Origin of the sequence: Ramlibacter aurantiacus, from assembly GCF_016722895.1 — a bacterium.
Taxonomy (GTDB): domain Bacteria; phylum Pseudomonadota; class Gammaproteobacteria; order Burkholderiales; family Burkholderiaceae_C; genus Ramlibacter; species Ramlibacter aurantiacus.
The window spans coordinates 119,647-142,765 of sequence record NZ_JAEQNA010000003.1; the positions used below are offsets into that span (position 1 = coordinate 119,647).

At 69.9% G+C, this 23,119-nt stretch carries 20 protein-coding genes; 14 read left to right on the top strand and 6 right to left on the bottom strand.

Annotation, left to right across the window (positions count from 1 at the left end; translation table 11 throughout):
- The first annotated feature begins 8 nt into the window (after positions 1-8).
- From JI739_RS10560 to JI739_RS10590, 7 genes are all read left to right on the top strand, one after another.
- Positions 9-1,406: a hypothetical protein gene (locus JI739_RS10560; RefSeq protein WP_201683862.1), complete on the top strand. Its 1,398-nt coding sequence runs from the start codon at positions 9-11 to the stop codon at positions 1,404-1,406.
- Between the two features lie 106 nt (positions 1,407-1,512).
- Complete coding sequence (locus tag JI739_RS10565; RefSeq protein WP_201683863.1) at positions 1,513-3,099, top strand: thymidine phosphorylase family protein; 1,587 nt, start codon at positions 1,513-1,515, stop codon at positions 3,097-3,099.
- Complete coding sequence (locus tag JI739_RS10570; RefSeq protein ID WP_201683864.1) at positions 3,096-3,986, top strand: ribose-phosphate pyrophosphokinase; 891 nt, start codon at positions 3,096-3,098, stop codon at positions 3,984-3,986. Before JI739_RS10565 ends, JI739_RS10570 begins: the two co-directional genes overlap by 4 nt.
- A 154-nt stretch (positions 3,987-4,140) precedes the next feature.
- Positions 4,141-4,983, top strand: coding sequence for an alpha/beta fold hydrolase (locus tag JI739_RS10575; protein ID WP_201683865.1), 843 nt, complete (start codon positions 4,141-4,143; stop codon positions 4,981-4,983).
- A 10-nt stretch (positions 4,984-4,993) separates the two neighbouring features.
- Entirely contained in the window at positions 4,994-5,983 is a 990-nt protein-coding gene (locus tag JI739_RS10580; RefSeq protein ID WP_201683866.1) for a Bug family tripartite tricarboxylate transporter substrate binding protein, read from the top strand.
- A gap of 12 nt (positions 5,984-5,995) precedes the next feature.
- Positions 5,996-7,201 carry a 3-oxoadipyl-CoA thiolase gene (gene pcaF, locus JI739_RS10585; protein ID WP_201683867.1) on the top strand — a complete coding sequence of 402 codons (1,206 nt, stop codon included), beginning with the start codon at positions 5,996-5,998 and terminating at the stop codon, positions 7,199-7,201.
- Between the two features lie 9 nt (positions 7,202-7,210).
- Positions 7,211-7,987, top strand: coding sequence for an enoyl-CoA hydratase/isomerase family protein (locus JI739_RS10590; RefSeq protein WP_201683868.1), 777 nt, complete (start codon positions 7,211-7,213; stop codon positions 7,985-7,987).
- Positions 7,988-8,047: 60 nt separating this feature from the next.
- Here the strand turns inward: JI739_RS10590 and JI739_RS10595 are convergent, their stop codons facing one another.
- The 3 genes from JI739_RS10595 to JI739_RS10605 all read right to left on the bottom strand — a co-directional run bounded on the left by JI739_RS10595 (position 8,048) and on the right by JI739_RS10605 (position 12,841).
- Positions 8,048-9,022 carry a Bug family tripartite tricarboxylate transporter substrate binding protein gene (locus JI739_RS10595; RefSeq protein WP_201683869.1) on the bottom strand — a complete coding sequence of 325 codons (975 nt, stop codon included), beginning with the start codon at positions 9,020-9,022 and terminating at the stop codon, positions 8,048-8,050.
- A gap of 296 nt (positions 9,023-9,318) precedes the next feature.
- A complete protein-coding gene (locus tag JI739_RS10600; RefSeq protein WP_201683870.1) occupies positions 9,319-11,619 on the bottom strand; it encodes an acyl-CoA dehydrogenase family protein in 2,301 nt (766 codons plus the stop codon).
- A gap of 1 nt (position 11,620) precedes the next feature.
- The gene (locus JI739_RS10605; RefSeq protein WP_201683871.1) at positions 11,621-12,841 is read right to left on the bottom strand and encodes a CaiB/BaiF CoA transferase family protein; all 1,221 of its coding nucleotides are present in this window, start codon (positions 12,839-12,841) and stop codon (positions 11,621-11,623) included.
- A 351-nt stretch (positions 12,842-13,192) separates the two neighbouring features.
- Here JI739_RS10605 and JI739_RS10610 point away from each other — a divergent pair, with 351 nt between their 5' ends.
- The 7 genes from JI739_RS10610 to JI739_RS10640 all read left to right on the top strand — a co-directional run bounded on the left by JI739_RS10610 (position 13,193) and on the right by JI739_RS10640 (position 20,379).
- Positions 13,193-14,170 carry a Bug family tripartite tricarboxylate transporter substrate binding protein gene (locus tag JI739_RS10610; RefSeq protein WP_201683872.1) on the top strand — a complete coding sequence of 326 codons (978 nt, stop codon included), beginning with the start codon at positions 13,193-13,195 and terminating at the stop codon, positions 14,168-14,170.
- A 7-nt stretch (positions 14,171-14,177) separates the two neighbouring features.
- Positions 14,178-14,966 carry an alpha/beta fold hydrolase gene (locus tag JI739_RS10615; RefSeq protein ID WP_201683873.1) on the top strand — a complete coding sequence of 263 codons (789 nt, stop codon included), beginning with the start codon at positions 14,178-14,180 and terminating at the stop codon, positions 14,964-14,966.
- A gap of 99 nt (positions 14,967-15,065) precedes the next feature.
- The gene (locus JI739_RS10620; protein ID WP_201683874.1) at positions 15,066-16,295 is read left to right on the top strand and encodes a CaiB/BaiF CoA transferase family protein; all 1,230 of its coding nucleotides are present in this window, start codon (positions 15,066-15,068) and stop codon (positions 16,293-16,295) included.
- Positions 16,295-16,912: a glutathione S-transferase family protein gene (locus JI739_RS10625; RefSeq protein ID WP_201683875.1), complete on the top strand. Its 618-nt coding sequence runs from the start codon at positions 16,295-16,297 to the stop codon at positions 16,910-16,912. The genes JI739_RS10620 and JI739_RS10625 overlap by 1 nt, the downstream gene beginning before the upstream one ends.
- Positions 16,905-18,425: a 3-hydroxyacyl-CoA dehydrogenase gene (locus JI739_RS10630; protein WP_201683876.1), complete on the top strand. Its 1,521-nt coding sequence runs from the start codon at positions 16,905-16,907 to the stop codon at positions 18,423-18,425. Before JI739_RS10625 ends, JI739_RS10630 begins: the two co-directional genes overlap by 8 nt.
- Before the next feature lie 266 nt (positions 18,426-18,691).
- Complete coding sequence (locus JI739_RS10635; protein WP_201683877.1) at positions 18,692-19,357, top strand: flavin reductase family protein; 666 nt, start codon at positions 18,692-18,694, stop codon at positions 19,355-19,357.
- Positions 19,358-19,392: 35 nt separating this feature from the next.
- The gene (locus JI739_RS10640; RefSeq protein WP_201683878.1) at positions 19,393-20,379 is read left to right on the top strand and encodes a tripartite tricarboxylate transporter substrate binding protein; all 987 of its coding nucleotides are present in this window, start codon (positions 19,393-19,395) and stop codon (positions 20,377-20,379) included.
- A 26-nt stretch (positions 20,380-20,405) separates the two neighbouring features.
- Here the strand turns inward: JI739_RS10640 and JI739_RS10645 are convergent, their stop codons facing one another.
- From JI739_RS10645 to JI739_RS10655, 3 genes are all read right to left on the bottom strand, one after another.
- Positions 20,406-21,236: an amidohydrolase family protein gene (locus JI739_RS10645; RefSeq protein WP_354003707.1), complete on the bottom strand. Its 831-nt coding sequence runs from the start codon at positions 21,234-21,236 to the stop codon at positions 20,406-20,408.
- Positions 21,233-21,805, bottom strand: coding sequence for a carboxymuconolactone decarboxylase family protein (locus JI739_RS10650; RefSeq protein WP_201683879.1), 573 nt, complete (start codon positions 21,803-21,805; stop codon positions 21,233-21,235). The genes JI739_RS10645 and JI739_RS10650 overlap by 4 nt, the downstream gene beginning before the upstream one ends.
- Positions 21,806-21,926: 121 nt before the next feature.
- The gene (locus tag JI739_RS10655; RefSeq protein WP_236589478.1) at positions 21,927-22,907 is read right to left on the bottom strand and encodes a LysR substrate-binding domain-containing protein; all 981 of its coding nucleotides are present in this window, start codon (positions 22,905-22,907) and stop codon (positions 21,927-21,929) included.
- Positions 22,908-23,119: the final 212 nt, after the last annotated feature.

Below are 23,119 nucleotides of genomic sequence, written 5' to 3' on the forward strand. Positions count from 1 at the left end.
GGTGTGTCATGACATTGATCTCTAACTTTGGACGCGTTCGCGGTTTTGCTCTCGCGGCGCTCGCCGGCGCAGTATTGGCGGGGTGCGGTGGAGGCAGCAGCGACAGCACGGCGGCCGGTGGTGGTTCGGTGGAAATGGCCAGCGGCTACTTCGTGCCGGAGGTAGGGGCGAAGGCGAACTTGTCCGGTGCGATCTTCACGTCTGGCGTGGCCGATTGCAGCGTCACCAACGCCAATTCGTATGCGAGCAAGGACCAGGTCTACCTGAGCGGCGGTCCGGTGCAGCCTGGCTCCGCGGGCCTGGAGCCGAACAGCACGTTTTACGTGCAGGTCACCGATCCCTCAGGTGCCGTGTTGGGCACGCCCTCCGGGACCGTCACCTCGGATGGCAATGGCAAGCTCCAGTGCCGGCAGCTGATCTCGGTGGTCGAGAACAACGGCCTGCCGGGATTCGCCGACTCGCCCAACGGCGTCTACAAGGTCTGGGTGAGCCTCTCCGACAAGTTCAAGAACTCGGAAAGCAAGACCGACAACTTCATGATCCGCACCGGGACGTCGACGCCCGATCCGGCCGCCCGTATCACCATCAACAAGTGGTATGACGCGAACACCAACGGCCAGTGGGACGCGGGCGAGGAGCTGATCAGCGGCTGGAAGGTCGATCTGGAAGGTTTCGCGTTCAAGTTCACTGCGGCGGTCTATGACAGCCTGGACAGCTTGGGCTTCGGCACCTTCCTCGCCCGTGAATACCGGCCGACCAGCGCCGCCGTGTGGGTGTCCACGAACGCGTATGTGGCAGGCACCGCCTCGCCCATCAACATCTCCACGAACCCGGACTTCCTGAACAGCGTGCCCGTGACGATTTCCTCCGGCTCTCCGACCGCGACGGTGAAGTTCGGCAACGTCTGCCTCGGCGCCGGCAACGGGCATACGCTGGGCTTCTGGCAAAACAAGAACGGCAAGGCTGCCATCGAGAACGCGGCAGATATCTACGCCGGGCTCGGCACGCTGACACTGCGCGATGCGAACGGCGAGGACGTCAACCCGACCACGCACGAGGAACTCAGGGCCTTCCTGCTCGGTGGCAGCGCCACCAACATGGCCCACATGCTGTCGGTTCAGATGGCGACCATGTGGCTGAACACCCGTGCCGGCGGTGTCGACCGTAATGGGCTGGTCTACGCTGGCCCGGGAGCCTTCACCGGCGTGAATGACTCTGGCTTCATCACCGTCGAAGCCTTGATCAACCTGGCCAACGCATCACTGGTGTCCGATTCGGTCACGCTCTCCGGCCACGCGCAGCGTGCGTACCAGGAGACGCTCAAGGATCTGCTGGACAACTTGAACAACAACAACCAGCTGTACGTGCAGCCGACCGCAGCGGCCTGCGGCGCGCTGACCTTCTGATCACGATCCGATAGCCCCCACCACCAAGGGCCACGAGGCGACTCGTGGCCCTTGGTGCATTCAGCGCTCGGGTAGGATCGTCGCGCCCATACGCGGCTCGCCTCCCATGACCGTCCATGCCCATTCCTCTGCCGCAGCCCAAGAGACCCGTGCGGCGCTCATCTCCGGCAGCGAGGACCCGAACCCCACCGGCGCCGCCCGCCTGATCGCGCGCCGCGCCGGCATCGACACCTACCAGGCGGCCATCGTCTACATGCGCGCCGACTGCGAAGTCTGCCGGGCCGAAGGCTTCGGCTCGCAGGCCCGGGTCGAAATCGGTGCCGGCGGGCGCAGCCTGATCGCCACCGTGCACCACGTGCTGGCCGACTGGCTGCAACCCGGTGAAGCCGGTCTGTCCGAATCGGCCTGGCGCTCGATGGGGCTGCGTGACGGTGACCCCCTGGACGTGCGCCATCCGCCCGTGCTCGAGTCCGAGCGCCACATCCGCAGCAAGGTGTACGGCGTGCCGCTGGACCATGACAAGCTGCTGGTCATCATGCGCGACGTCGCGGCGAACCGCCTGTCCGACCTGCACCTGGCCACCTTCGTGAGCGCCTGCGCCGGTGATCGGCTGAACCGCAGCGAAACCATCGCGCTCACCCGGGCCATGATCGATGTCGGCCACCGGCTCGCCTGGTCGCGGGGCCCGGTGGTGGACAAGCACTGCGTCGGTGGCCTTCCCGGCAACCGCACCTCGCCCCTGGTGGTGTCCATCGTCACGGCCTGTGGCGCGGTCATGCCCAAGACTTCCTCGCGCGCCATCACCTCGCCCGCCGGCACGGCCGACACCATGGAGACCCTGGCACCGGTCGACCTCGACCTGGCGACCCTGCGCCGGGTGGTCGAGCGAGAGGGCGGCTGCCTGGTGTGGGGCGGAGCGGTGCAGTTGAGCCCGGCTGATGACGTGCTCATTCGCGTCGAGCGGCCGCTGGACCTGGACAGCACGGGCCAGATGGTGGCGTCGGTCCTGTCCAAGAAAGCGTCCGCCGGCTCGCAGCGCGTGCTGATCGACATTCCTGTCGGCCCCACCGCCAAGGTCCGCAGTGCGGCAGCGGCCGATGTGCTTGCCGGTGCGCTGACCGAGGTGGGCAGCGCGGTGGGCCTGCAGGTCCACACGGTTCAGACCGATGGCTCGCAGCCCGTCGGCCGAGGCATCGGCCCGGCGCTCGAGGCCTGGGACCTGCTGGCCGTGCTGCGCTGCGAAGTCCAGGCCCCTCGAGACCTGCGCGATCGTGCGCTGCTGCTGGCCGCCGGGGTGCTCGAAATGGCGGACCTGTGCCCTGCCGGCGCCGGCCTGGACATGGCGCGCCGGACGCTGGACAGCGGTCGCGCCTGGGCGAAGTTCCAGGCCATCTGTGCCGCGCAAGGCGGCCTGCGCCAGCCACCCGTCGCGGCCTTCGTCGAACCCTGGTTGGCGCCCGCTGCCGGCACGGTGCTGGCCATCGACAACCGTCGCATCGCCATGGCCGCCAAGCTGGCCGGCGCACCGGCGGCGCCCGCCGCCGGCGTCGCCATGGCGGTGAGGCTGGGTGACCCTGTCCAGCGCGGGCAGCCGCTGTTCAGCCTGCACGCGCAGAGCCGAGGCGAACTGGCGTATGCGCAGGCCTATGTGGCCTCGCAGGCGGGCCTTATCACTGTCGGAGAGGTGTCATGAGCGTGATGGTGGTCGCCGCCCCGGGCGCCGAGGCCGCGGCGGCCGGACTGGCCGCTCACTTGCAGGCCCGGCAGGGCAGCGTCGAGTCGCGCCGCTTCCCCGATGGCGAAAGCTACCTGCGGCTGCGCGACGACGTGGCTGGCCACGAGGTCGTGGTCGTCTCGTCGCTGCGCGACCCGGACCCGCAGGCTCTCGGGCTGTGGTTCCTCGCCGCCACCGCGCGCGAGCTGGGCGCGCGCCGCGTGGGGCTGGTCGCGCCCTACCTGCCGTACATGCGGCAGGACGCCCGCTTCCAGCCCGGCGAGGCCGTCACCTCCGGACTGTTCGCGCGGTTCATCTCGCAGCAGTTCGACTGGCTGGCCACGGTCGATCCGCACCTGCACCGCCATGCCTCGCTGTCGGAGATCTACACGGTGCCCACGCGCGTCGTGGCGAGCGCCCCGGCCATTGCGCGCTGGGTGCAGGCGAACGTGCCGGCGCCGCTGGTGGTCGGTCCGGATTCGGAGAGCGAGCAGTGGGCCGCGGACGTGGCGCGCCGTGTCGGCTGCCCGTCGCTCGTGCTGGCCAAGACCCGGCTGGGTGATCGCCAGGTCGAGATCAGCCTGCCCGACGCACGAGCCCATGCCGGCCGCACGCCGGTGCTGATCGACGACATCATCTCGAGCGCCCGCACCATGGCCGTCGCCGCCGGGCGGATTCGCGAGTCGCTGGGGGTGGCGCCGGTCTGCGTGGGCGTGCATGCGGTGTTCTCGCCCGACGCCATGCAGGTCCTGCAGGAAGCCGGTGCGGCGCGGGTGGTCACCTGCAACACCTTGCCCCATCCCACCAACGGAATCGACGTGGGCCCGGAACTCGCCCAGGCGGTGCAGGACCTGCTGCGCGGCTGAGACAGCCGATCCGAGCGGTTGCTCCGCACGGGCTTGGACGAGCGGCCACTGCCCTGCGAACTCAGGGTCCGCCGTGCAACTCTGGATTGCACGCCAGGCCATATCGCGAACGCGATCGGCTTCCCACAATGGCTGCTCCGTTCCCAATGCCGCCATGCCTGACCCCACTGATCTCCCATGCTGGGCCGACACCCCCTTCGGGGCAGCAAGCATCGCGGTGCCCGGTGCCCGCCTGTTCGTGGTCGACACCGGCGGCGGCGGAACGCCGCTGGTGCTGCTGCATGCCAACACCTCGACGGTGGAATCCTGGAAACCCCAGCTCACCGCGTTCCATGCGGCGGGTCATCGCGTCATCGCGTTCGATCGCCGCGGCTGGGGCCTGAGCGTGGCGCAGCCCGCGACCGGCGAGCAGCCGGGCACCATCGCGCAAGACCTGGAGGCTCTGGCCGGTGAACTGGGGCTCGATCGTTTCCACCTCCTGGGGGTGGCCGGCGGCGGCTTCGCCGCCCTGGACTACGCCGCCTGGCAGCCCTCGCGCGTGACCAGGCTGATCGTTGCGGCCAGCAACGGGCAGTTCAGCGAGTCGGAGATGCAGGCGTTCTCTGCGCGCATCGCAGTGCCCGGGCTCACGGGTCGGCTGGAGGTGCGGCCGTATCTGGAAGTCGGCGCGGCCTACCGCGCTGAGGACCCGGACGGTTTCCAGCGGTTCATCGCCATGGAGCACGCAGCTCGGCAGCCGCAGGCCCCGGCCCAGCCGCTGCGCACGCCCAACACCTTCGCCAAGGTCTCGACCATCGCGGCGCCCACGCTGATCGTCATGGCCGGCGCCGACCTGCTGGCGCCGCCCGCGCTGATGCGGGCCTGGGCACGCCACCTGCCTGACGCCCGTTTCGCCGAGATCGGCGATGCAGGCCACTCCATCAACTGGGAACGTCCCGATGCGTTCAACCGCATCGTGCTCGACTTCCTCGCTGAGCCGATTCGTTCTTCCGCATGAGGACCCACCCATGAGACAAAACCTCCCGCTCACCCGCCGCACCCTGGTGCAGTCCGCCGGCCTGTTGGCGCTGGCCTCCTTCGCGCCCTTGCGCGCGTGGTCACAGCCGGTCTCGCGCATCGTCGTTCCCTTTCCGGCAGGTGCTTCGAATGACGCGGTTGGCCGTCTGGTGGCCGACGCCCTGGGCAGGAAGCTGGGGCGCAGCTGGATCGTGGAGAACCGCCCGGGCGCCGGCTCGATGCTGGGCACGCAGGCCGTGGTGCAGTCCAAGCCGACGGATGGCAATACGCTGCTGCTGTGCGCAACGGCCAGCATGGGCATCCTGCCAGCCATCAGCAAGGCGGTTCGCTACTCGGTCGAGCGCGACTTCACCTTCATCGCGCGGATCGCCACGACCCCGTTCACCCTCACGGTGGGCAACGCTTTTCCTGCCAACACCTTCGCCGAGTTCGTGAAGTTGGCCAAGGCCAAGCCCGACAGCATCCGCATCGGCGCCTCCGGCGTGGGATCGCTCGACTACATGGGCGCCGCGATGCTGCAGCAGCAGCTGGGCATCGACCTCAACATCATTCCGTACAAAGGCATGTCCCCGGTCCTGAACGACCTGCAGGGCGGTCACCTGGACGCGAGCATCGTGTCCCCCGGGTCGATCCGGGCCCTGGCGCAGGAAGGAAAGGCCAAGGTGCTCGCCGTGCTCGACGAGCGCCGCAGTGACCTGCTCCCGCAGGTGCCCACGTCCACCGAGCTGGGCCATCCCAAGCTGCGGGTCGTGAACTGGTTCGGCATCGCGGGGCCCGCGGGCATGCCCGCCGATTCGACGGAAACCCTGCGCCGCGCGCTGGGCGAAATCCTGGCCGATCCGGCCTTCCTCAAGAGTCTGAAAGACAAGGGCGTCGAGCCCGCGCCGCTGGTGGGCGCCGAATTCGCCAGCTTCGTCCAGGCAGATTCGCAGGGATGGCGGGCACTGGCCCAGCAGGCGAACATCACGACCAACGAGTGAGCGTCGCCATCCATGAGCCAGCACGCCTACATCTGCGATGCGATTCGCACGCCCTTCGGTCGCTACGGCGGTTCCCTGTCCTCGGTGCGTGCCGACGATCTTGGCGCGGTCCCGCTCAAGGCGCTGATGGCGCGCAACCCGGGCGTGGACTGGCAGGCCGTCACGGACCTGGTCTTCGGCTGCGCCAACCAGGCCGGCGAGGACAACCGCAATGTCGGGCGCATGTCCAGCCTGCTGGCCGGGTTGCCGTTCGAGCTGCCGGGCAGCACCGTCAACCGTCTCTGCGGCTCGGGGCTGGATGCGCTGGGCACGGCGGCGCGGGCCATCCGCTCGGGTGACGCCTCGATGATGATTGCCGGCGGCGTGGAGAGCATGAGCCGCGCGCCCTTCGTCGTGCCCAAGGCCGAGACGGCCTTCTCGCGCCAGAACGCCATCCACGACACCACCATCGGCTGGCGATTCGTCAACCGGCTGATGAAGCAGATGTACGGCGTCGACTCCATGCCCGAAACCGCCGAGAACGTCGCGACCGACTACGCCATCACGCGGGAGTCGCAGGATCGAATGGCCCTCGCATCGCAGCGCAAGGCGGTGGCGGCGCAGCAAGCCGGCTTCTTCGATGCGGAGATCGTCCCGGTGAGCGTGCCGCAGAACAAGGGGGAGCCCGTTCCCGTGAGCCGCGACGAACATCCGCGCGAGACCTCGCTTGAGGCGCTGGCGCGCCTCAGGGGCGTCGTGCGGCCGGATGGCACAGTGACGGCCGGCAATGCCAGCGGCGTGAACGACGGCGCCTGCGCCCTGCTGCTCGCGAGCGAACAGGCCGCCAGCCGGCACGGCCTGACACCGCGCGCCCGCGTCGTCGGCATGGCCACGGCTGGCGTGCCGCCGCGCGTGATGGGCATCGGCCCCGCGCCGGCGACGCGCAAGGTGCTGGCGCTCACCGGCCTTTCACTGGATCGGATCGACGTGATCGAGCTCAACGAGGCCTTCGCCGCGCAGGGACTGGCGGTGCTTCGCCTGCTGGGACTCGCCGACGACGATGCTCGCGTGAATCCGAACGGCGGCGCCATCGCGCTCGGCCATCCGCTCGGCGCCTCCGGTGCCCGCCTGGCCATGACAGCCGTCAATCAGTTGCATCGCAGCGGTGGCCGCTATGCGCTGTGCACCATGTGCATCGGCGTCGGCCAGGGCATCGCGATCGTCCTGGAACGTGTCTGAGGGAACCCCATGAACGACCTGACCCAGTTGCGCTATCGACTCGACGACTTCGTCGCCACCCTGACCCTGGACGTCCCGCCGGTGAACGCGTTGACGCGCACGCTCAACGACGAGCTCACGCTGGCCCTCGACCGCATCTCGGAAATGGACGAGGTGCGGGCCGTGGTGCTCACCGGCGCCGGCAAGGTGTTCTGCGCCGGCGCCGACCTGAAGGGCCGCTCCTCGGTGATCCAGGGGCCGGGTGATCTGCCCGCGCACTCCCGGCGCACGCGCGAGTGCTTCCATGCGATCCGCGAGTGTGCCAAGCCGGTGGTCGTCGCCATCAACGGCGCCGCCCTCGGATCGGGCCTGGCGATGTGCGCATCGGCGGACATCCTGGTGGCTTCCGACAAGGCCGCGCTCGGCATGCCCGAGGTGGATGTCGGCCTGCTGGGCGGTGGCCGCCATGCCATGCGGCTGTTCAGCCATTCGCGGCTGCGTCGCATGGCCCTCACCGGAATGCGCGTCGGCGGACCGGAGCTGTACCGCCTGGGCATCGTGGAGGCCTGCGTGGCGCCCGAGGAGCTGATGCCCTCGGCGCTCGACATCGCCCGGACCATCGCCGCCAAGAGCCCGGTCGCCACGCGCATGTTCAAGCACACGCTCAACGTCATCGAGGACATGAGCCTGCGCGACGGCTACCGCTACGAGCAGGACATGACGGCACAGATCGCCCGGACCGAGGACGCCCGGGAAGCCCAGCGCGCCTTCGCCGAAAAGCGCGCGCCCGTGTTCAACGGCCGGTAATCCCGGCGCTGCATGCACGGGGCCGCCATGCCCGCGCCGTGCAGGCCCGGCCAGCCGCGCTCAATTCAGGGTGATGTTGGCCTTCTTGACCAGCGCGCCCCACTTGGCCGATTCACTCTGCATCAGCTTGCGGTATTCATCCGGCGTCGTGCTGGTGGCGACGGCGCCCTGCTTGGCCAACTGCTCCTTCACCGCCGGCGTGTTCAGCGTGGTGATCAACGCCTCGCGCATCTTCTGGGTGATGGCCGGCGGCGTCGCCTTCTGGGCGATCAGGCCGTAGCTGGATTCGTTCACCACCCCGGGCAGCCCCACCTCGGCGGTGGTGGGAACGTCGGGCAGTGCTTCGGAGCGGCGGGGGCTGGCCACCGCCAGGATCTTCACGCCCCGCGAGGAGAAGCCGATCACTGCCGGCAGGTCGGCCGCCAGCACCTGGATCTCGCCGCCGAGCAGTCCCGTCACCGCGGGGGCCGCGCCCTTGTAGGGCACGTGCTGCATCTTGATGCCCGTCTCCTGCGCGAGCAGCTCGGCGCCCAGGTGCGGCGTGGTGACGTTGCCGGCCGAGCCGTAGTTGATCTTGCCCGGCTGCGCCTTGGCCATCGCCACCAGCTCGGGCAGGGTGCTGACCGGCACCTGCGGCCCCACGGTGATCACCTGCGGAATGCGGGCGACCAGGCTGACGTAGTTGATCTCGTCCACCGCGTAGGGCATTTTCTGCAGGTGCGGCAGCACGGTGATGCCACCCGGAACGCCGAAGCCGAAGGTGTAGCCATCCGGCTCGGCCTTGATGGCCGCGTCCATGCCGATCACGCCGCTGGCGCCCGACTTGTTCTCGATCACGATGCTCTGGCCCAGCACCTCGCCCAGGCGCGGCGCAATCGTTCGCGCCAACTGGTCCACCGGGCCGCCGGCCGGATAGGGCACGATCAGCTTGACCGGCCGTGCGGGCCAGTTGCCCTGGGCATGGGCGGGTGCCGACAGGCTGCCCAAGCCGGTGGCGGTGATGAGCGCGAACGCGAGCAGGGAACGCTTTTTCATGGAGTGTCTCCGTGGTGTGGTGGAAGGAACGCGGGGCCTGCGACTACACGCCGTGCATCAGCAGGATGAACTCGGCAAGGACCGCCGGGCGGCTGTTGCCCTCGATCTCGAATTCGCACAGGGTGGTGAGGTGGGTCGCGGCGCCCACGCGCTCGGCACGCTCTGGTGCAGGCGAACCCGCGAGCCCACGGGCACGGGCGCTGTGTAGCGCACGCGATCGGAGCCGAAGTTCGGGCCCTTGCCGCGGCCGGCAGGGGTCTCCAGCAGCCATGGGACGGCAGCCGTCGCGGTGTCGCTCATGAGGGCAGCTCCAGGACGGCCTTGGCCAGGATGTTGCGCTGGATCTCGTTGCTGCCCGCGAAGATCTTGGCTCCGAGGGCGTTGAACAAGGGCGCCACGACGTGCAGGTCGATCTCGTCGGTGTGGCAGTGGTCGCGCATCGCGCCATAGTCCTGCGCCGACTCGATCAGCAGCAGCGCCAGTCGCTCGTAGGTCTCGGTGGACCAGATCTTCAGCATGGAGATCGTGGCCGGGATCGGCTCGCCGCGCTTGGCCATCGCGGCGAAGCCCGCGTAGGCCGCGGCCAGGTCGGCGGTGTCCAGCTGCAGCTCCGCGAGCCGCGCGACGAAGGCCGGGTCCTCGAGCAGCCCGCGCTGGCGGGCCAGCTTCTCGAGCTGGTGCAGGGTGTGCTGCGAGTGCTTGGGGCTGCCGGTGAACAGGCGTTCGAATCCCAGCAGCGCCTTGGCCACGGTCCAACCCTGGTTCAGCTCGCCCACCAGATTGGCGAGCGGCACCCGCACGTTGTCGAAGAACACCTCGCAGAACTCGCGCTCGGCGGCGATGTTGCGGATCGGGCGCACCGTGATGCCCGGCGTCTTCAGGTCCACCAGCAGGAAGCTGATGCCCGCCTGCTTCTTCACGGTCTTGTCGGTGCGCACCAGCATGAACATGTGGGTGCCGTCGGCACCCCAGGTGGTCCAGGTCTTCTGGCCGTTGACGATGAAGTGGTCGCCCTCGAGCACGGCTTCCGTGCGCACCGCGGCCAGGTCGGAGCCGGCATCGGGCTCGGAATAGCCCTGGGTCCAGACATGCTCGCCGGCCAGCACCTTGGGCAGGAAGCGCTGGCGCTGTTCCTCCGTGCCGAAGCGCATCAGGATCGGGCCGATCATCACCAGGCCCTGGTCGGGCGGGCGCGCGACGCCCCAGGCCTCGCTCTCCTCGATGTAGGCGATGAGCTTGTCCGCCGGCAGCCCCATGCCGCCGTATTGCCGGGGCCAGGCGGGCGCCAGCCAGCCCAGGCGGGACAAGGTCAGGTACCACCCGCGCGACTGGGCCCAGGTCTGGCGATAGGGCATGTGGCGCCGCTCGGCCGGGTAGTGCCGCGCGAACAGGGCCCTCACCAGCTCGCGGAACTGCGGCTCGGGCATGCGCTCCCAGTCCTGCTCGGGGGAGAGGTCGACATCGCCGCGAACCGCCGCGGCCGGCGCGCGCGCCGCGGCCTGCGCCGCGTGCTGCTGCCAGCGCCGGCGATGCGAGGCCGCATGTCCCGACCGGCTGGCCAGCGTCATCGCGCGCTTGAAGTAGAGGCCGATGTCGTACTCGTTGGTGGTGCCGATGGCGCCATGCAGCTGGATCGCCATCCGCGTCATCTCCACCGCGGCATGGGCGCAGCGCGCCTTGATCCGGCTCGCGGTGGCCGCCAGGTTGTCCGGGTCCAGCGACAGCAGGCCCTCGCGCAGGACGGCGGTGGCCAGCTCGACCTGGATCAGGCCATCGACCAGGCGGTGCTGCAAGGCCTGGAAGCTGCCTATCGGCTTGCCGAACTGCACCCGGGTACAGAGGTGGTCGCGCGTGATTTCCAGGCTGCGGCGGGCGATGCCCACCAGTTCCGCGCCCTGGGCGATCCGGGCCAGGTCCTCGGCCTGCTTGAGAGCCGACAGCGCCGCCTCGCCCACCGCCAGCAGGCGGCCGGCGGCATTGTCCAGGAACAAGGTGGTGATGGCGCTGCCGTCCACGCCGGCCTCGTGCCGTGTGGACAGGCCGGGTGTCTGCGCCGGTACCCAGAACAACGCCGGCTCGTCGTCCAGGCTCGCGGCCACGATCCAGCCGTCGGCGCCTCCCGGCCGCACGAAGCGCTTGTGTCCGGTGACCGCGGCGCCGTCCCCCTCGCCGTGCCGGCTCGCGCAGGCCATGCCGCAGCCAGGTTCGAGCTCGCCGGCACATTCCTGCCAGGACACCCCGGCCACGATCTCGCCCGACTGGATGGCGTCCAGCAGTTCCTGGCGCAGGCTGCTGGCGGGCAGCCGCGCCAGCAGCGCCACGGGATGCACGCCCGCGTCGACCAGCGGTTCGGGCAGGAGGTGCCGGCCGGCTTCCTCGGCGATCACGGCGGCTTCTGCCATGCCCAGTCCCAACCCGCCGGCGTCCTGCGGCACCAGCACCGACAACCATCCCAGCCCGGCGAGCTGGTGCCAGGTCGCCCGGTCGAGACCGCCGCCGCCGTCCTCCAGCGCGCGCACGCGCTGGCGCTGGTCGGTCGCGCCCAGGAACGCGGCGGCGCTGTCGCGGAACATCCGGATCGATTCCAGATCGCCCATGTCAGATCACCTGGTCCTGCCGCAATTGCGCGATGCGCGCATCGTCCAACGACAGTCGCTCGCGCAGCACTTCCACGGTGTGTTCGCCCAGCAGCGGCGGCGCGCGGTGGTACTGCACCGGCGTCTGCGAGAACTTCACCGGGTTGGCCACCTGCGGGACGCTCCCGGCGGTGGGGTGCGGCAGCGTCAGCCGCATCTGCCGGTGCGTGACCTGCGGATCGGCGAACACCTGCTCGAAGTCGTTGATCGGGCCGGTCGGCACGCCGGCGGCCTCGAAGCGCTGGTGCCACTCGGCCACCGGGCGCCGGCGCAGCACCTCGGCCAGCATGGGCACCAGCACCTGGCGGTTCCTGGCACGCTGCGGGTTGGTCGCGAAGCGATCGTCGGCGGCCCATTCGGGATGACCCAGCACCTGGCAGAAGGCGGCGAACTGCGGGTCGTTGCCCACTGCCACCACCAGCTGGCCATCGGCGCACTCGAAGGATTGCCAGGGGCAGGTGATGGGCGAGGCATTGCCCAGGCGCGGGGGCTGGCGGCCCGAGACCAGGTACATCATGGCCACGTGCGACATCGACGCGAGCTGTGCGTCGAGCAGGGCCAGGTCGATGTGCTGGCCCTCGCCCGAAACCAAGTCGCGGTGGCGCAGGGCAGCCAGGATGGCGGCCATCGCGTAGAAGCCGGCCGTGATATCCCCCACCGAATAACCCACGCGCATCGGCCCGCCGCCGGGCTCATCGTCGGCATGGCCGGTGATGCTCATGAGCCCGCTCATGGACTGGAACAACGGGTCGTAGCCGGGCAGGTGGCGATAGGGGCCGGTCTGTCCGAACCCGCTGATGGAGCAGTACACCAGCCGCGGGTTCAGCGCGCGCAGCGCGAAATGGTCCAGGCCGTAGCGGGCAAGGTCGCCGGCCTTGAAGTTCTCGATGACGATGTCGCTGCCGGCGGCCAGCTGCCGCACCAGGGCCTGGCCCTCGGGCCGCGCGATGTCGACCGTGATGGAGCGCTTGCCGCGGTTCATCGCGAGGAAGGACGAGGTCTCGCGGGTCTCGTTGCCTTCGGCATCCCGCGCCCGCAGGCCCTGCTGGCGCACGTCGTCGCCGCGCCCGGGCCGCTCGACCTTGATCACATCGGCGCCGAAGTCGGCCAGCATCTGGGCCGCCCACGGCCCGGAAAACACGCGGCTCAGGTCGAGCACGCGAACACCTGTCAGGCAGGTCATGGAAAGGGTCTCCTCGTCTGGCGCGGTCCGTCGTGACCGTTCGCCGAAATTTACGGACGGGGAGGCGCCTGGCACACCCACCGCCGCCGCAAATCAGCTATGCATCGCCGCGCGCGCCTTCGCGGTGCGAATCCCGTCGGCGCGGCCCAGCAGCTGCTCGAAGATCTCGCGCCGGCGGCGGCATGGATGTCGAGCGCGATGCCCCGAGCGCATGCGGCTGAGGCCCAGGATGGCTAAGCCGTCGAAGAGCAGCCATGTCCGGGCCGGCAAACCAGAAATGCCGGGGTACGCGCAGTCACGCGGCCTCGTGCGGGCTAGTCTCGCGGCGCAACGCACACCGCACGGAGACATATGCTGAACAAACGCCGCTTCCTCTCGGCCTGCCTCGCAGGCACCTGGGCCCTCTCGGCCGCGGGCCCGGTCCGTGCCGCCTTTCCCGACAAGCCGATCCGCCTGATCGTGCCCTTTCCCGCCGGCGGCGCAGCCGATGCGATGGCCCGCAGCATGGCCAGCCGCATGGGCAGCGAGCTCGGCCAGCAGGTCGTCATCGAGAACCGCGGGGGCGCCGGTGGCACCACCGCGGCCGAAGCAGCGGCCAGGTCGGCGCCGGACGGCTACACCCTGTTCTTCGGCACCATGGGCACGCAGGCGATCAACGCTGCGCTCTACAAGCGCCTGCGCTATGACCCGGTCAAGGACTTCGCGCCCGTGAGCCTGACCCACACCACGCCCCGGGTGCTGGTGGTGCACACCTCGGTGCCGGCGAACAGCATCCGCGAGCTGGTGGCGCTGGCCAAGGCCAGGCCGGGCGAACTGTCGTACGGCTCGGCCGGCAGCGGCAGCTCCAGCCACATGTCGGGCGCGCTATTCGAATCGCAGGCCGGCGTGAACCTGCTGCACGTGCCCTACAAGGGCAGCGCGCCCTTGATGACGGACGTGCTGGCCGGCCGCGTGAACATGACGTTCGACTCCTACGCGGTCTATGAGGAGCACATCAAGGCCGGCAAGGTGCGGGCCCTGGGCGTGACCTCCAGGAACCGGATGGCCTCGCTGCCGAACGTGCCCACGATCGCGGAGTCGGGCCTGCCGGGCTACGAAGTCGCGAACTGGCTGGGCGTGCTGGCTCCGGCCGGCACGCCTGGCGATGTGATCGCCAGGCTCAATGGTGCGATCGCCCGCGCCATGGCCACGCCGGCGCTGCGGCAGCAGATGATCGGGCTGGGCATCGAGCCGACGTCCGGCACGCCCGAGGATTTCGCCGCGCTGATCCGCAGCGAAATTCCCAAGTGGACGGAGATCGTGAAGAAGTCGGGTGCCACGGCGGACTGATCAGGCCATGGGTACCGCCTCGCAGCTGCTGCCGCGTGAGGCGGGGGCCTGGCTGGAAGTCCTGGTCGACGAAGCCGCCGCCGGCGCGGCGCCTGCCTTCGTGTTGCTGCCTTCCTCGCAGCGCGACGCGCACGACTTGCAGGCGCTCGCGAAGGCGCTTCAGCGCCGGGGCCACACCGTCCTGCGTCCGCTGCCGCGCGGCATGGGCCGCAGCAGCGCGCCGGGTCCGGACCTGAGCTTGCACACGCTGGCCGCCGACGTGGCCTGTGCGATCGAACGGCTGCTGGGGCGCCCCGCCATCGTCGCGGGCCATGCCTTCGGACATTTCATCGCGCGCGTCGCGGACCTGGAGCATCCCCGCTGGGTTTGCGGCGTGGCCGTGATCGCCGGGGCGGCGCGGGTCTTTCCGAAGGGGCTCGCGCAAGCGCTGGACGTGGCGGCCGACCCGGAGCGCCCAAGGCAGGAGCGGGTGGCCGCGCTGCAGCACGCGTTCTTTGCGCCGGGGCACGACGCGTCGGCCTGGCTGGAGGGCTGGCATCCGCACCTGGCGGCCGCCTACCGCCGCGCCGGCAGCATGCCGGCCAAGGATCTGTGGTGGCCCGTCAGCCATGCGCCCGTGCTGGACCTGCAGGCGGCGCACGACCCGTGGCGGCCGCCGGGTACGCGCGATGAACTGCGCGAGGTGCTCGGCGACAAGGTCACGGTGCACGTGGTCCCGGACGCGAGCCACGCCCTCCCGGCCGAGCAGCCCGAGGCCGTTGCACACGCGCTGTCCGACTGGGCCGTGCGGGCATGAGCCTTGCGCCGTGCCGCATGACAGCGTTGCGGCCGCGCCCGTAGGCGAGAGGCGGGAGCCTGTACAGAATTGCCGCAAGACTTCCAGGAGCGTTTCCAGATGACCACCTTCCAAGGCCCGCTGTCCCATGTGCGGGTGCTCGACCTGAGCCGCATCCTGGCCGCGCCCTGGGCCGGCCAGATCCTGGCCGACCTGGGCGCCGAAGTGATCAAGGTCGAGCGGCCGGGTGCCGGCGACGATACGCGCTCCTGGGGGCCGCCCTTCCTCAAGGACGCGAACGGGCAGGACACCCGCGAGGCCGGCTATTACCTGGCCGTGAACCGCGGCAAGCGCTCCATCACGGTGAGCCTGGACAAGCCGGAGGGCCAGGAGATCGTCAAGCAGCTCGCGGCGCGTGCCGACATCGTGCTGGAGAACTACAAGTGCGGCACGCTGGCGCGCTATGGACTGGACGAGGCATCGTTGCGCAAGGTCAACCCCCGCCTGATCTACTGCTCGGTCACCGGCTTCGGCCAGAGCGGTCCGCGCCGTGACCAGGTGGCCTATGACTTCCTGATCCAGGCCATGGGCGGCCTCATGAGCGTGACCGGCGAGAAGGACGGGCGGCCCGGCGGCGGGCCGCAGAAGGTGGGCGTGCCCATCGTCGATCTGATGACCGGCATGTACACCGCCGTCGCCGTCCTGGCGGCACTGGCGCGGCGCAACGAGACCGGACGCGGCGACTACATCGACATCGCCATGCTCGACGTGCAGGTGGCCACGCTGGCAAACCAGGCCATGAACTACCTGGTGTCGGGCAAGGTGCCTCAACGCAACGGCAACGTGCACCCCAACATCCAGCCGCAGGACGTGTACGCCTGCGCCGACGGCGACGTCATCCTGGTGGTCGGCAACGACAGCCAGTTCGGCAGGCTGTGCGAGGTCTTCGGCCGCGGCGAGTGGACGCGGGACGAGCGGTTCGCCACCAACGCCCAGCGGGTGCGCAACATCGATGAGCTGTCGCCCCTGCTGCGCGCCGAGTTCGCGCGGCGCTCGCGCCAGGAGCTGATCGCCGCCCTCGATGCCGCTGGCGTGCCCTGCGGCGCGATCAATTCGGTGGCCGACGTTTTCGAGGAACCGCAGGTCAAGGCGCGCGGCATGCTGCGCCACGTGCCGCATCCCAGCGGCGTGGACGTGCCCCAGGTGGCCAGCCCGATGCGTTTCGCCGAGGCCGTGCTGCCGTCCTGCGATGCACCGCCGCTGCTGGGGCAGCACAGCGAGTCCATCCTGGCCGAACTGGGCTACGGCGCAGACCAGATCGGCGCCTTGCGCCATGCAGGAGCGATCTGATGCAGCAGAAACTCAGGCTCCATTGGTCGCCCAAGTCGCCCTATGTGCGCAAGGTGATGGTCTGCGCCCAGGAGCTGGGCCTGCTGGACCGGCTGGAGCTGGTGCGATCGGTCGCGGCCATGCTCCAGCCCAACGCGCAGATCATGGCGGACAACCCCTTGTCCAAGATTCCGACCCTGGTGCGCGAGGACGGCCTGGTGCTGTTCGACTCCGTGGTGATCTGCGAATACCTCAACGAGCTCGTCGACGGTCCGCTGTTTCCCGCAGCCGGCGATGCCAGGTGGCAGGCCCTGCGCTGGCACGCGTTCGGCGATGGACTGCTGGATGCGCTGATCCTGTGGCGCAACGAGCGCGAACGCGAGCAGCCCCTGCAGGCGCTGCTCGACGCCTTCGAGCTGAAGGCGAGAGCCAGCCTCGCACAACTCGACACCGAGGCGCCGGCGCTGGCGCTGGCTCCGTTCTCCATCGGCCCCCTGACCTTGGCCTGCGCGCTGGGCTACATGGACTACCGCTTCGCGGCATTCGGCTGGCGCCAGCAGGCGCCGCGGCTGGCGGCCTGGTACGAGCGGCTGCGTGAACGCCCTTCGATCCGCGACACGGAGCCGGTCGATGGCTGAACCGATCCCGCTCCCAAGGGACAGGGCGGTGCTGGTGATCGGCGCCGGCACCATGGGCAGCGGCATCGCCGAAGTGGCGGCCGCGGCGGGGCACCTGGTGTACCTCAGTGATACCGGCGCCGCCGCGATCGACCGCGGCCTTGGCCTGGTGCGCAGCAGCCTCGAGCGGCGCGTGCAGCGGGGCAAGCTCACTGCCGGTGAGCGCGACGCGGTCCTGGCGCGGCTGCGACCTGGCCTGCCCGATGGCAGCTGGGACGCGATCGGGCTGGCCATCGAAGCCATCTGCGAGGACCTGGAGGCGAAAGTGTCCGTCTTCGCCGCGCTGGCCGACCGCCTGCCGCCCGATGCCATCCTGGCCACCAACACCTCGTCGCTCTCGGTCACGGCGCTGGCCGGGCGTCTCGGTCGCCCCGAGCGCGTGGTAGGCATGCATTTCTTCAATCCTGCGCCGACGCTGCCCCTGGTCGAGGTGGTCAGCGGCCACGCCACCTCGCCGCAAGTCGCCGCCGTGACGGCGGCCACTGCCAGGGCCTGGGGCAAGACGCCTGTGGCCTGCCGCTCCACGCCGGGCTTCATCGTCAACCGCGTGGCCCGGCCGTTCTATGGCGAGGCCCTGCGGCTGCTGCAGGAGCAGGCGGCGGGGCCGGCAACGCTCGATGCGGTCATGCGCGAGTGCGGCGGCTTCCGGATGGGCCCTTGCGAGTTGATGGACCTCATCGGCCATGACGTCAACTTCGCCGTCACACGCTCGGTCTACGAGGCCTTCTTCCAGGATGCCCGCTACAAGCCATCGCTGGTGCAGAAGGACCTGGTCGATGCCGGTTGGCTGGGCCGCAAGAGCGGCCGCGGCTTCTTCGATTACGCCGAGGAGGCTGCACCGGTGCGGGCCGAGGAGTTCGCTGGGGGCCCGCCTCCCGGGGCGGTGTGCATCGAAGGCGACCTGGGGCCGGCGCAGGCGCTGGCCGGGCTGATCGCGGCCTGCCCGGGCCTGGCGGTCGAGCGTCGGCCCGGCGACGGCCTGCTTCGGGTGGACGGCCTGGCGCTGGCCCTCAGCGATGGCCGGACCGCCACCGAGCGCGCGGGCATCCTGGGCGAGCCGGTGGTGCTGTTCGACCTCGCGCTTGACTACGCCGACTGCTCCCGCGTCGCCCTGGCGGCCTCGCAGCACGCCGGGGAGGCCGGCGTGGCGCGGGCCGCGGGCTTGTTCGCGGCATTGGGCAAACGCGTGTCGGTGCTCGCGGACGTGCCCGGCATGGCCGTCATGCGCACCGTATCCATGCTGGTCAACGAGGCCGCCGAGGCTCTCTACCAGGGCGTCGCCAGCGAGGAGGACGTGGACGCCGCCATGTGCATGGGCGTCAACTACCCGCTCGGGCCGCTGGCCTGGGGCCGGCGCATCGGCTTGCCCCTGGTGCTGCAAGCGCTGCGGCATCTGTCGAGTACGTATGCCGAAGACCGCTACCGCGCCTGCGTGTGGTTGCAGCGCGCCGTGCAGGCCGAAGGCTCGGCATGAGCGCCGGCACCCCCGTGCTCCTGGTGGAGCGGCAGGGACCGGCGGCCCTGCTGACCATCGACTGGCCGCAGCGCCGCAACGCGCTGAACATGGCGGCCAAGCTGGCGCCGTGCGCTTGTGCGGCGACCTGCCGCTCGAGGCAGCCCTTGCGCTGGAGCGCCGTTATTTCGAGCGGCTGTTCGACAGCGAAGACCAGAAGGAGGGCATGCGTGCCTTCCTCGAAAAACGCAACACCCACTACCACAGGGGTATGAGGAGGCATGGACATGGTTCACGAACATTTCAGCTGCGTCGACGGCGAGCGCCTGGACACCGAGACGGCGTACCGCCTGCTCGTTGGCTGTGTTGCTCCCCGTCCGGTGGCCTGGATCACCTCGGTCGACGAGCAGGGCGTGGTCAACGTCGCGCCCTTCAGCTCCTACAACTACGTGGCCACCAGCCCCCCCATGCTGGCGGTGAACATCGCCAAGCGTCCTGGCAGCGGCCACACCAAGGACACGGCACGCAACATCGCGCTCACGCGCGAGTTCGTCGTCAACGTCACCACCGAGGACAACATGGAGCTGATGCACCGGACGGCCCAGGAGTTTCCGCCGGGGGTCAGCGAGGCGCAGGCGCTGGACATTCCCCTGCTGGATAGCCGGCACGTGAGGGTTCCTCGCATCGCGGCTTCGCCGGTGCAGATGGAGTGCCGCCTCGACCAGGTGATCACGCTGGGCCGCGGCATCAACACGCTTTACATCGGCGAGGTGGTGGCCTTCCACCTGTCCGACGCGGTGTACGACGGCCGACGCGTCGACAGCGCGGCCATGCGGCCGATCGCCCGGCTGGGCGGTCCCTTCTATGCCGCGCTCGGAGAGATCTACAACCGGCCGATGCTGCAGAAGCCACCCGGCGGCGAAGGCTGGACCCCGCCATCCAAGACTTTCTGAGAACGATTTCCCCCCAAGGCACAGGAGACAAACGCATGAACCCCTTCACCACCCCGGTCGCCCGTCGCAGCCTGTTCGGCCTGGCGGCACTGGCCCTGTGGCCGGCACTGCACGCCCAGGAGGCATGGCCCGAGCGTCCCATCACGCTGATTCACCCCTATGCACCGGGCGGGCCGGCCGACACCCTGGCGCGGGCCCTGGGTCGACAGCTGGAAGCGCGCCTGAAGCAGCCGGTGGTGGTCGATGGCCGGGGCGGTGGCGCCGCCACCATCGGCACGGCCGCGGTCGCGCGCGCCAAGCCGGACGGCTACACCCTTCTGCTGGGCACGTCGGCGGGTCATGTGGTCACGCCGCTGATGCAGCGCATCGCCTACGACGGCATCGGCGACTTCCGCTTCATCGCGGTGGTGGCCAGCCAGCCCAACGTGCTGGTGGCCCACCCCTCGCTGGGAGTGGACGGCGTGCAGGACCTGATCGCGATGGCGCGCAAGGAGCCGGGCCGCCTCAACTACGCCTCGGCCGGCATGGGCGGGGCGACCCACCTCGGCGCCGAAGCTTTCGCCCAGGCCGCGCAGATCAAGCTGACCCACGTGCCCTACGCCGGAGCGGCGCCGGCCCTGAAGGACCTGGTCGGAGGCCAGGTGCAACTGGGCATGCTGAATCTGTCGGCCACCAAGGGCTTCATCGCCGAAGGCAAGCTCAAGGCGCTGGCCTATGGCGGCGCCCAGCGCACGCCGCTGCTGCCCGGCGTGCCGACGCTGGCCGAACTGGGCTGGGGCAACACCGCCACGGCCACCTGGTATACGCTGGCGGCGCCCAAGGGCACGCCCGATCGCGTGGTCGAGGCCTTGCGTGCGGCCGTGGCGCAGGCCGGGGCCGATACGGCATACGGCCAGGCGCTGGCGGCGCTGGGCGCGGAGCGCATGGACCTGTCGCCGCAGGAGACCACGGCCTTCGTGCAACGGGACAAGGCCGCGATGAGCCAGCTGCTGGGAACCCTGGGCCTGCTGGAGAAACGATAGGCCGCGGCTGCTGCCGCAGCCGGGGGTCAACGGTAAAGTGCCTCGGGATTGGTGGACAGCACCCGCTTCACCAGCGAGGCCGCGCCGGCCCAGTCTTCGAACAGCGCAAGCAGGTCCGCGGCGTCGGGCACCGGACTCACGCGCAGGTGCGGCCAGTCGCTGCCCCACACCAGGCGCTCCGGGTTGGCCTGCACCAGCGCCTGCTGGAACGGGCGTCCGACCTGCTTGTCCTCGGCCTGGAGCAGGTTTCGGTAGGCGCAGAGCTTGACCCACGCCCGGCCCGTGGCCAGCAACTCGCGCAGGCTGCGAAAACCCGGCTCGTCGATGCCAGCCTGCGCATCGAAGCCGCCCATGTGGTCGATCACCACCGGCACCGGCAGGGAACGGATCCGCTCGGCGATCTGCGGCAGCACCTGGCAGTCGGTCCACAACTCGGCGTGCAGGCCGGCATCGGCCAGGGCCGGGGCCAGGGCGATCAGGTCTTCGAAGGAGGCACTGCCGGCGAAGTTGGCGCCGGCGCCTGCGCGATGGCTGAAGCGGGCTGCCCGCACGCCGTGCTCGCGCAGCCCGGCCAGCGGCAGCTGGCTGCCGGGTCGCACCACCACCACACCCCTCAGGTTCTGGTGGTGCTCGAGCGCGTGCAGCAGCAGCGAGTGGTCATCGCCATAGGCGCTGGGATGCACCAGCACGCCATGCGTCAGTCCCAGGCGCTCCAGCAAGGCCAGGTACTGCGAGCCGACGGCCTCGGGCGGCGTATAGCTGCGCTCCGGGGCGAGCGGAAAACGTTCGTAGGGCCCGAAGACATGGGCATGGCAGTCCCAGCGGCCGGGCAGCTGCTGCGGTGCCGCGCGACTCACGCCAGCTCCCCGTGCTGCGGCAGGGGAAAGGCGGCCGTCGTGCCTTCGGGCAGCGGGACCTCGTGGCAGTTCAGCGTCATGGCGACCATGGTGTAGTAGCCGATCAGCGCGGTGAGCTCGACCACCGTGCGTTCGCCGAAGCGTTCCAGGGCGCGGGCATAGGTGGCGTCGGACACCGATTTATGCTGGTTGAGCTCCACTGCATAGTGGTAGACGGCGGCATCGTCCTCGGACAGGCTGGGGGGCGGCGTGCGGGCGAGCAGGGCTTCGATGATGGAAGCTTCCAGGCCGGCTTTTTCGGCTTCGATGCGATGGGCATGCCACTCGAACGGCGACTGGCAGGCCCTGCCGGTGACCAGGATCGCGAGCTCGCTCAAACGCGGTGGCAGCCCCGTGCGGTACCGAAGCAGTGCACCCAGCTGCTGCCACTTGTCGGCCAGCTCGGCGTTGTGCAGCGCGGCCCGCAGCGGACCCTGGATCTTTCCGCGCGGACCGGAGACGATCTTCTCGTAGACCGCGCGTTGCGCGGCATCCATCTGGTCGGGCGTGGGAAAGGAAATGCGGGGCATGGCAGCAGGCGGCGTGGCGCCGAAAGTGATGGCGAACTGGCAAGCGTAGCTGGCGGACGCGGGAGCCTGCGTGCCCCGCTGCGCAACCCTGTTATGCAGGCGGCCACAAGGCCGCTCGGCTTCAGTCGGGGTCCGGCCGCGCGGTGCCCAGCTGCCACATGCCGCTTCGTGCAGCCTCCTCGACGATGGCGACGATCTCCGCGGCCACGGCCGACACGGCGCGCGCCGGCCCCTTGCTGCGGGCCAGCGCCATGGAGACGATGCGCTGCAGCCCCGGAGAGACGATGCGTGCCGCCTGCAAGCGGCCTTCGTGTACCTGGCTCCAGACCGCGTGGATGGGCAGCACGGTGAACAGGTTTGCCTCGGCCACGGTCGAGCGCATCAGCGGCAGCGAATCGGCCTCGATCACCGGTGTGAGGTTGATGCGTTGAGCCCGTGCCGCGGCATCCAGCGCGGTACGCAAGCCGTTGGGAACGCTGGGCAGGATGAAGGGCAGGTCGTGCAGGGCCGCGAACGGTACGTCGTCACCGGCGGTGAGGCGGTCGCCGGGTGCGCCGATCAGGTAACTGTCGACGATCGCCAGGGCCTGCTCCTGCTCGGGTGGCGACTTGCCGTAGCGGTAGAGGATCGCGATGTCGATGCGCCCATCGGCCAACCACTCCTCGACCTGCCCGCTGGAGCCTTCGAGGATCTTGAGCTGGATGCCGGGGTGGCGCTTGCGCAACTGCTTGAACAGGCGTCCCACGATGGGATTGGTGATCGAGGGCAGGGCGCCGATGGTTACGCGGCCGATGGGTTCGCGCGCCTCGCCGCGGATCTCGTTCTCCAGTTGCTCGGCATCGGCCAGCAGGGCCTTCACGTGGGGAAAGATGCGCTCGCCCACGTCCGACAGCGCCACGCCGCGGCCCGTGCGGTTGAACAGGCGCGCATTGCACTCGCGCTCCAGGGCGTTCAGGTGCCGACTCAGGAGCGATTGATTGCTGTCCAGGAACAGTGCGGCACGGGTGAGGCTTCCAAGCTCGGCGATGGCGAGGAAGGCTCGCCATTTCGTGAGGTCGGATGTGAGGTCCAGTTGGAGGTTGGTCGGTTTGCTCGCTTGCATCGGGGCCCGAGTGTCTCCCACCCTGGCGCGGCCCACCCTCCCGATTAGCCCGAAGTGGGTTGCATGCGCCATCCGCACCGGGATCGACCCGCGGCTGCACGACCGGCTGCACGCCGTGCCGCAGGTGTTGGGCACGCACCTCGCGCATAGGCGAGGTCGATGTGTTCGCGCGTGTGCAGGTGGTGCATGGCCGCATGCCGCGGCGCCGTCCG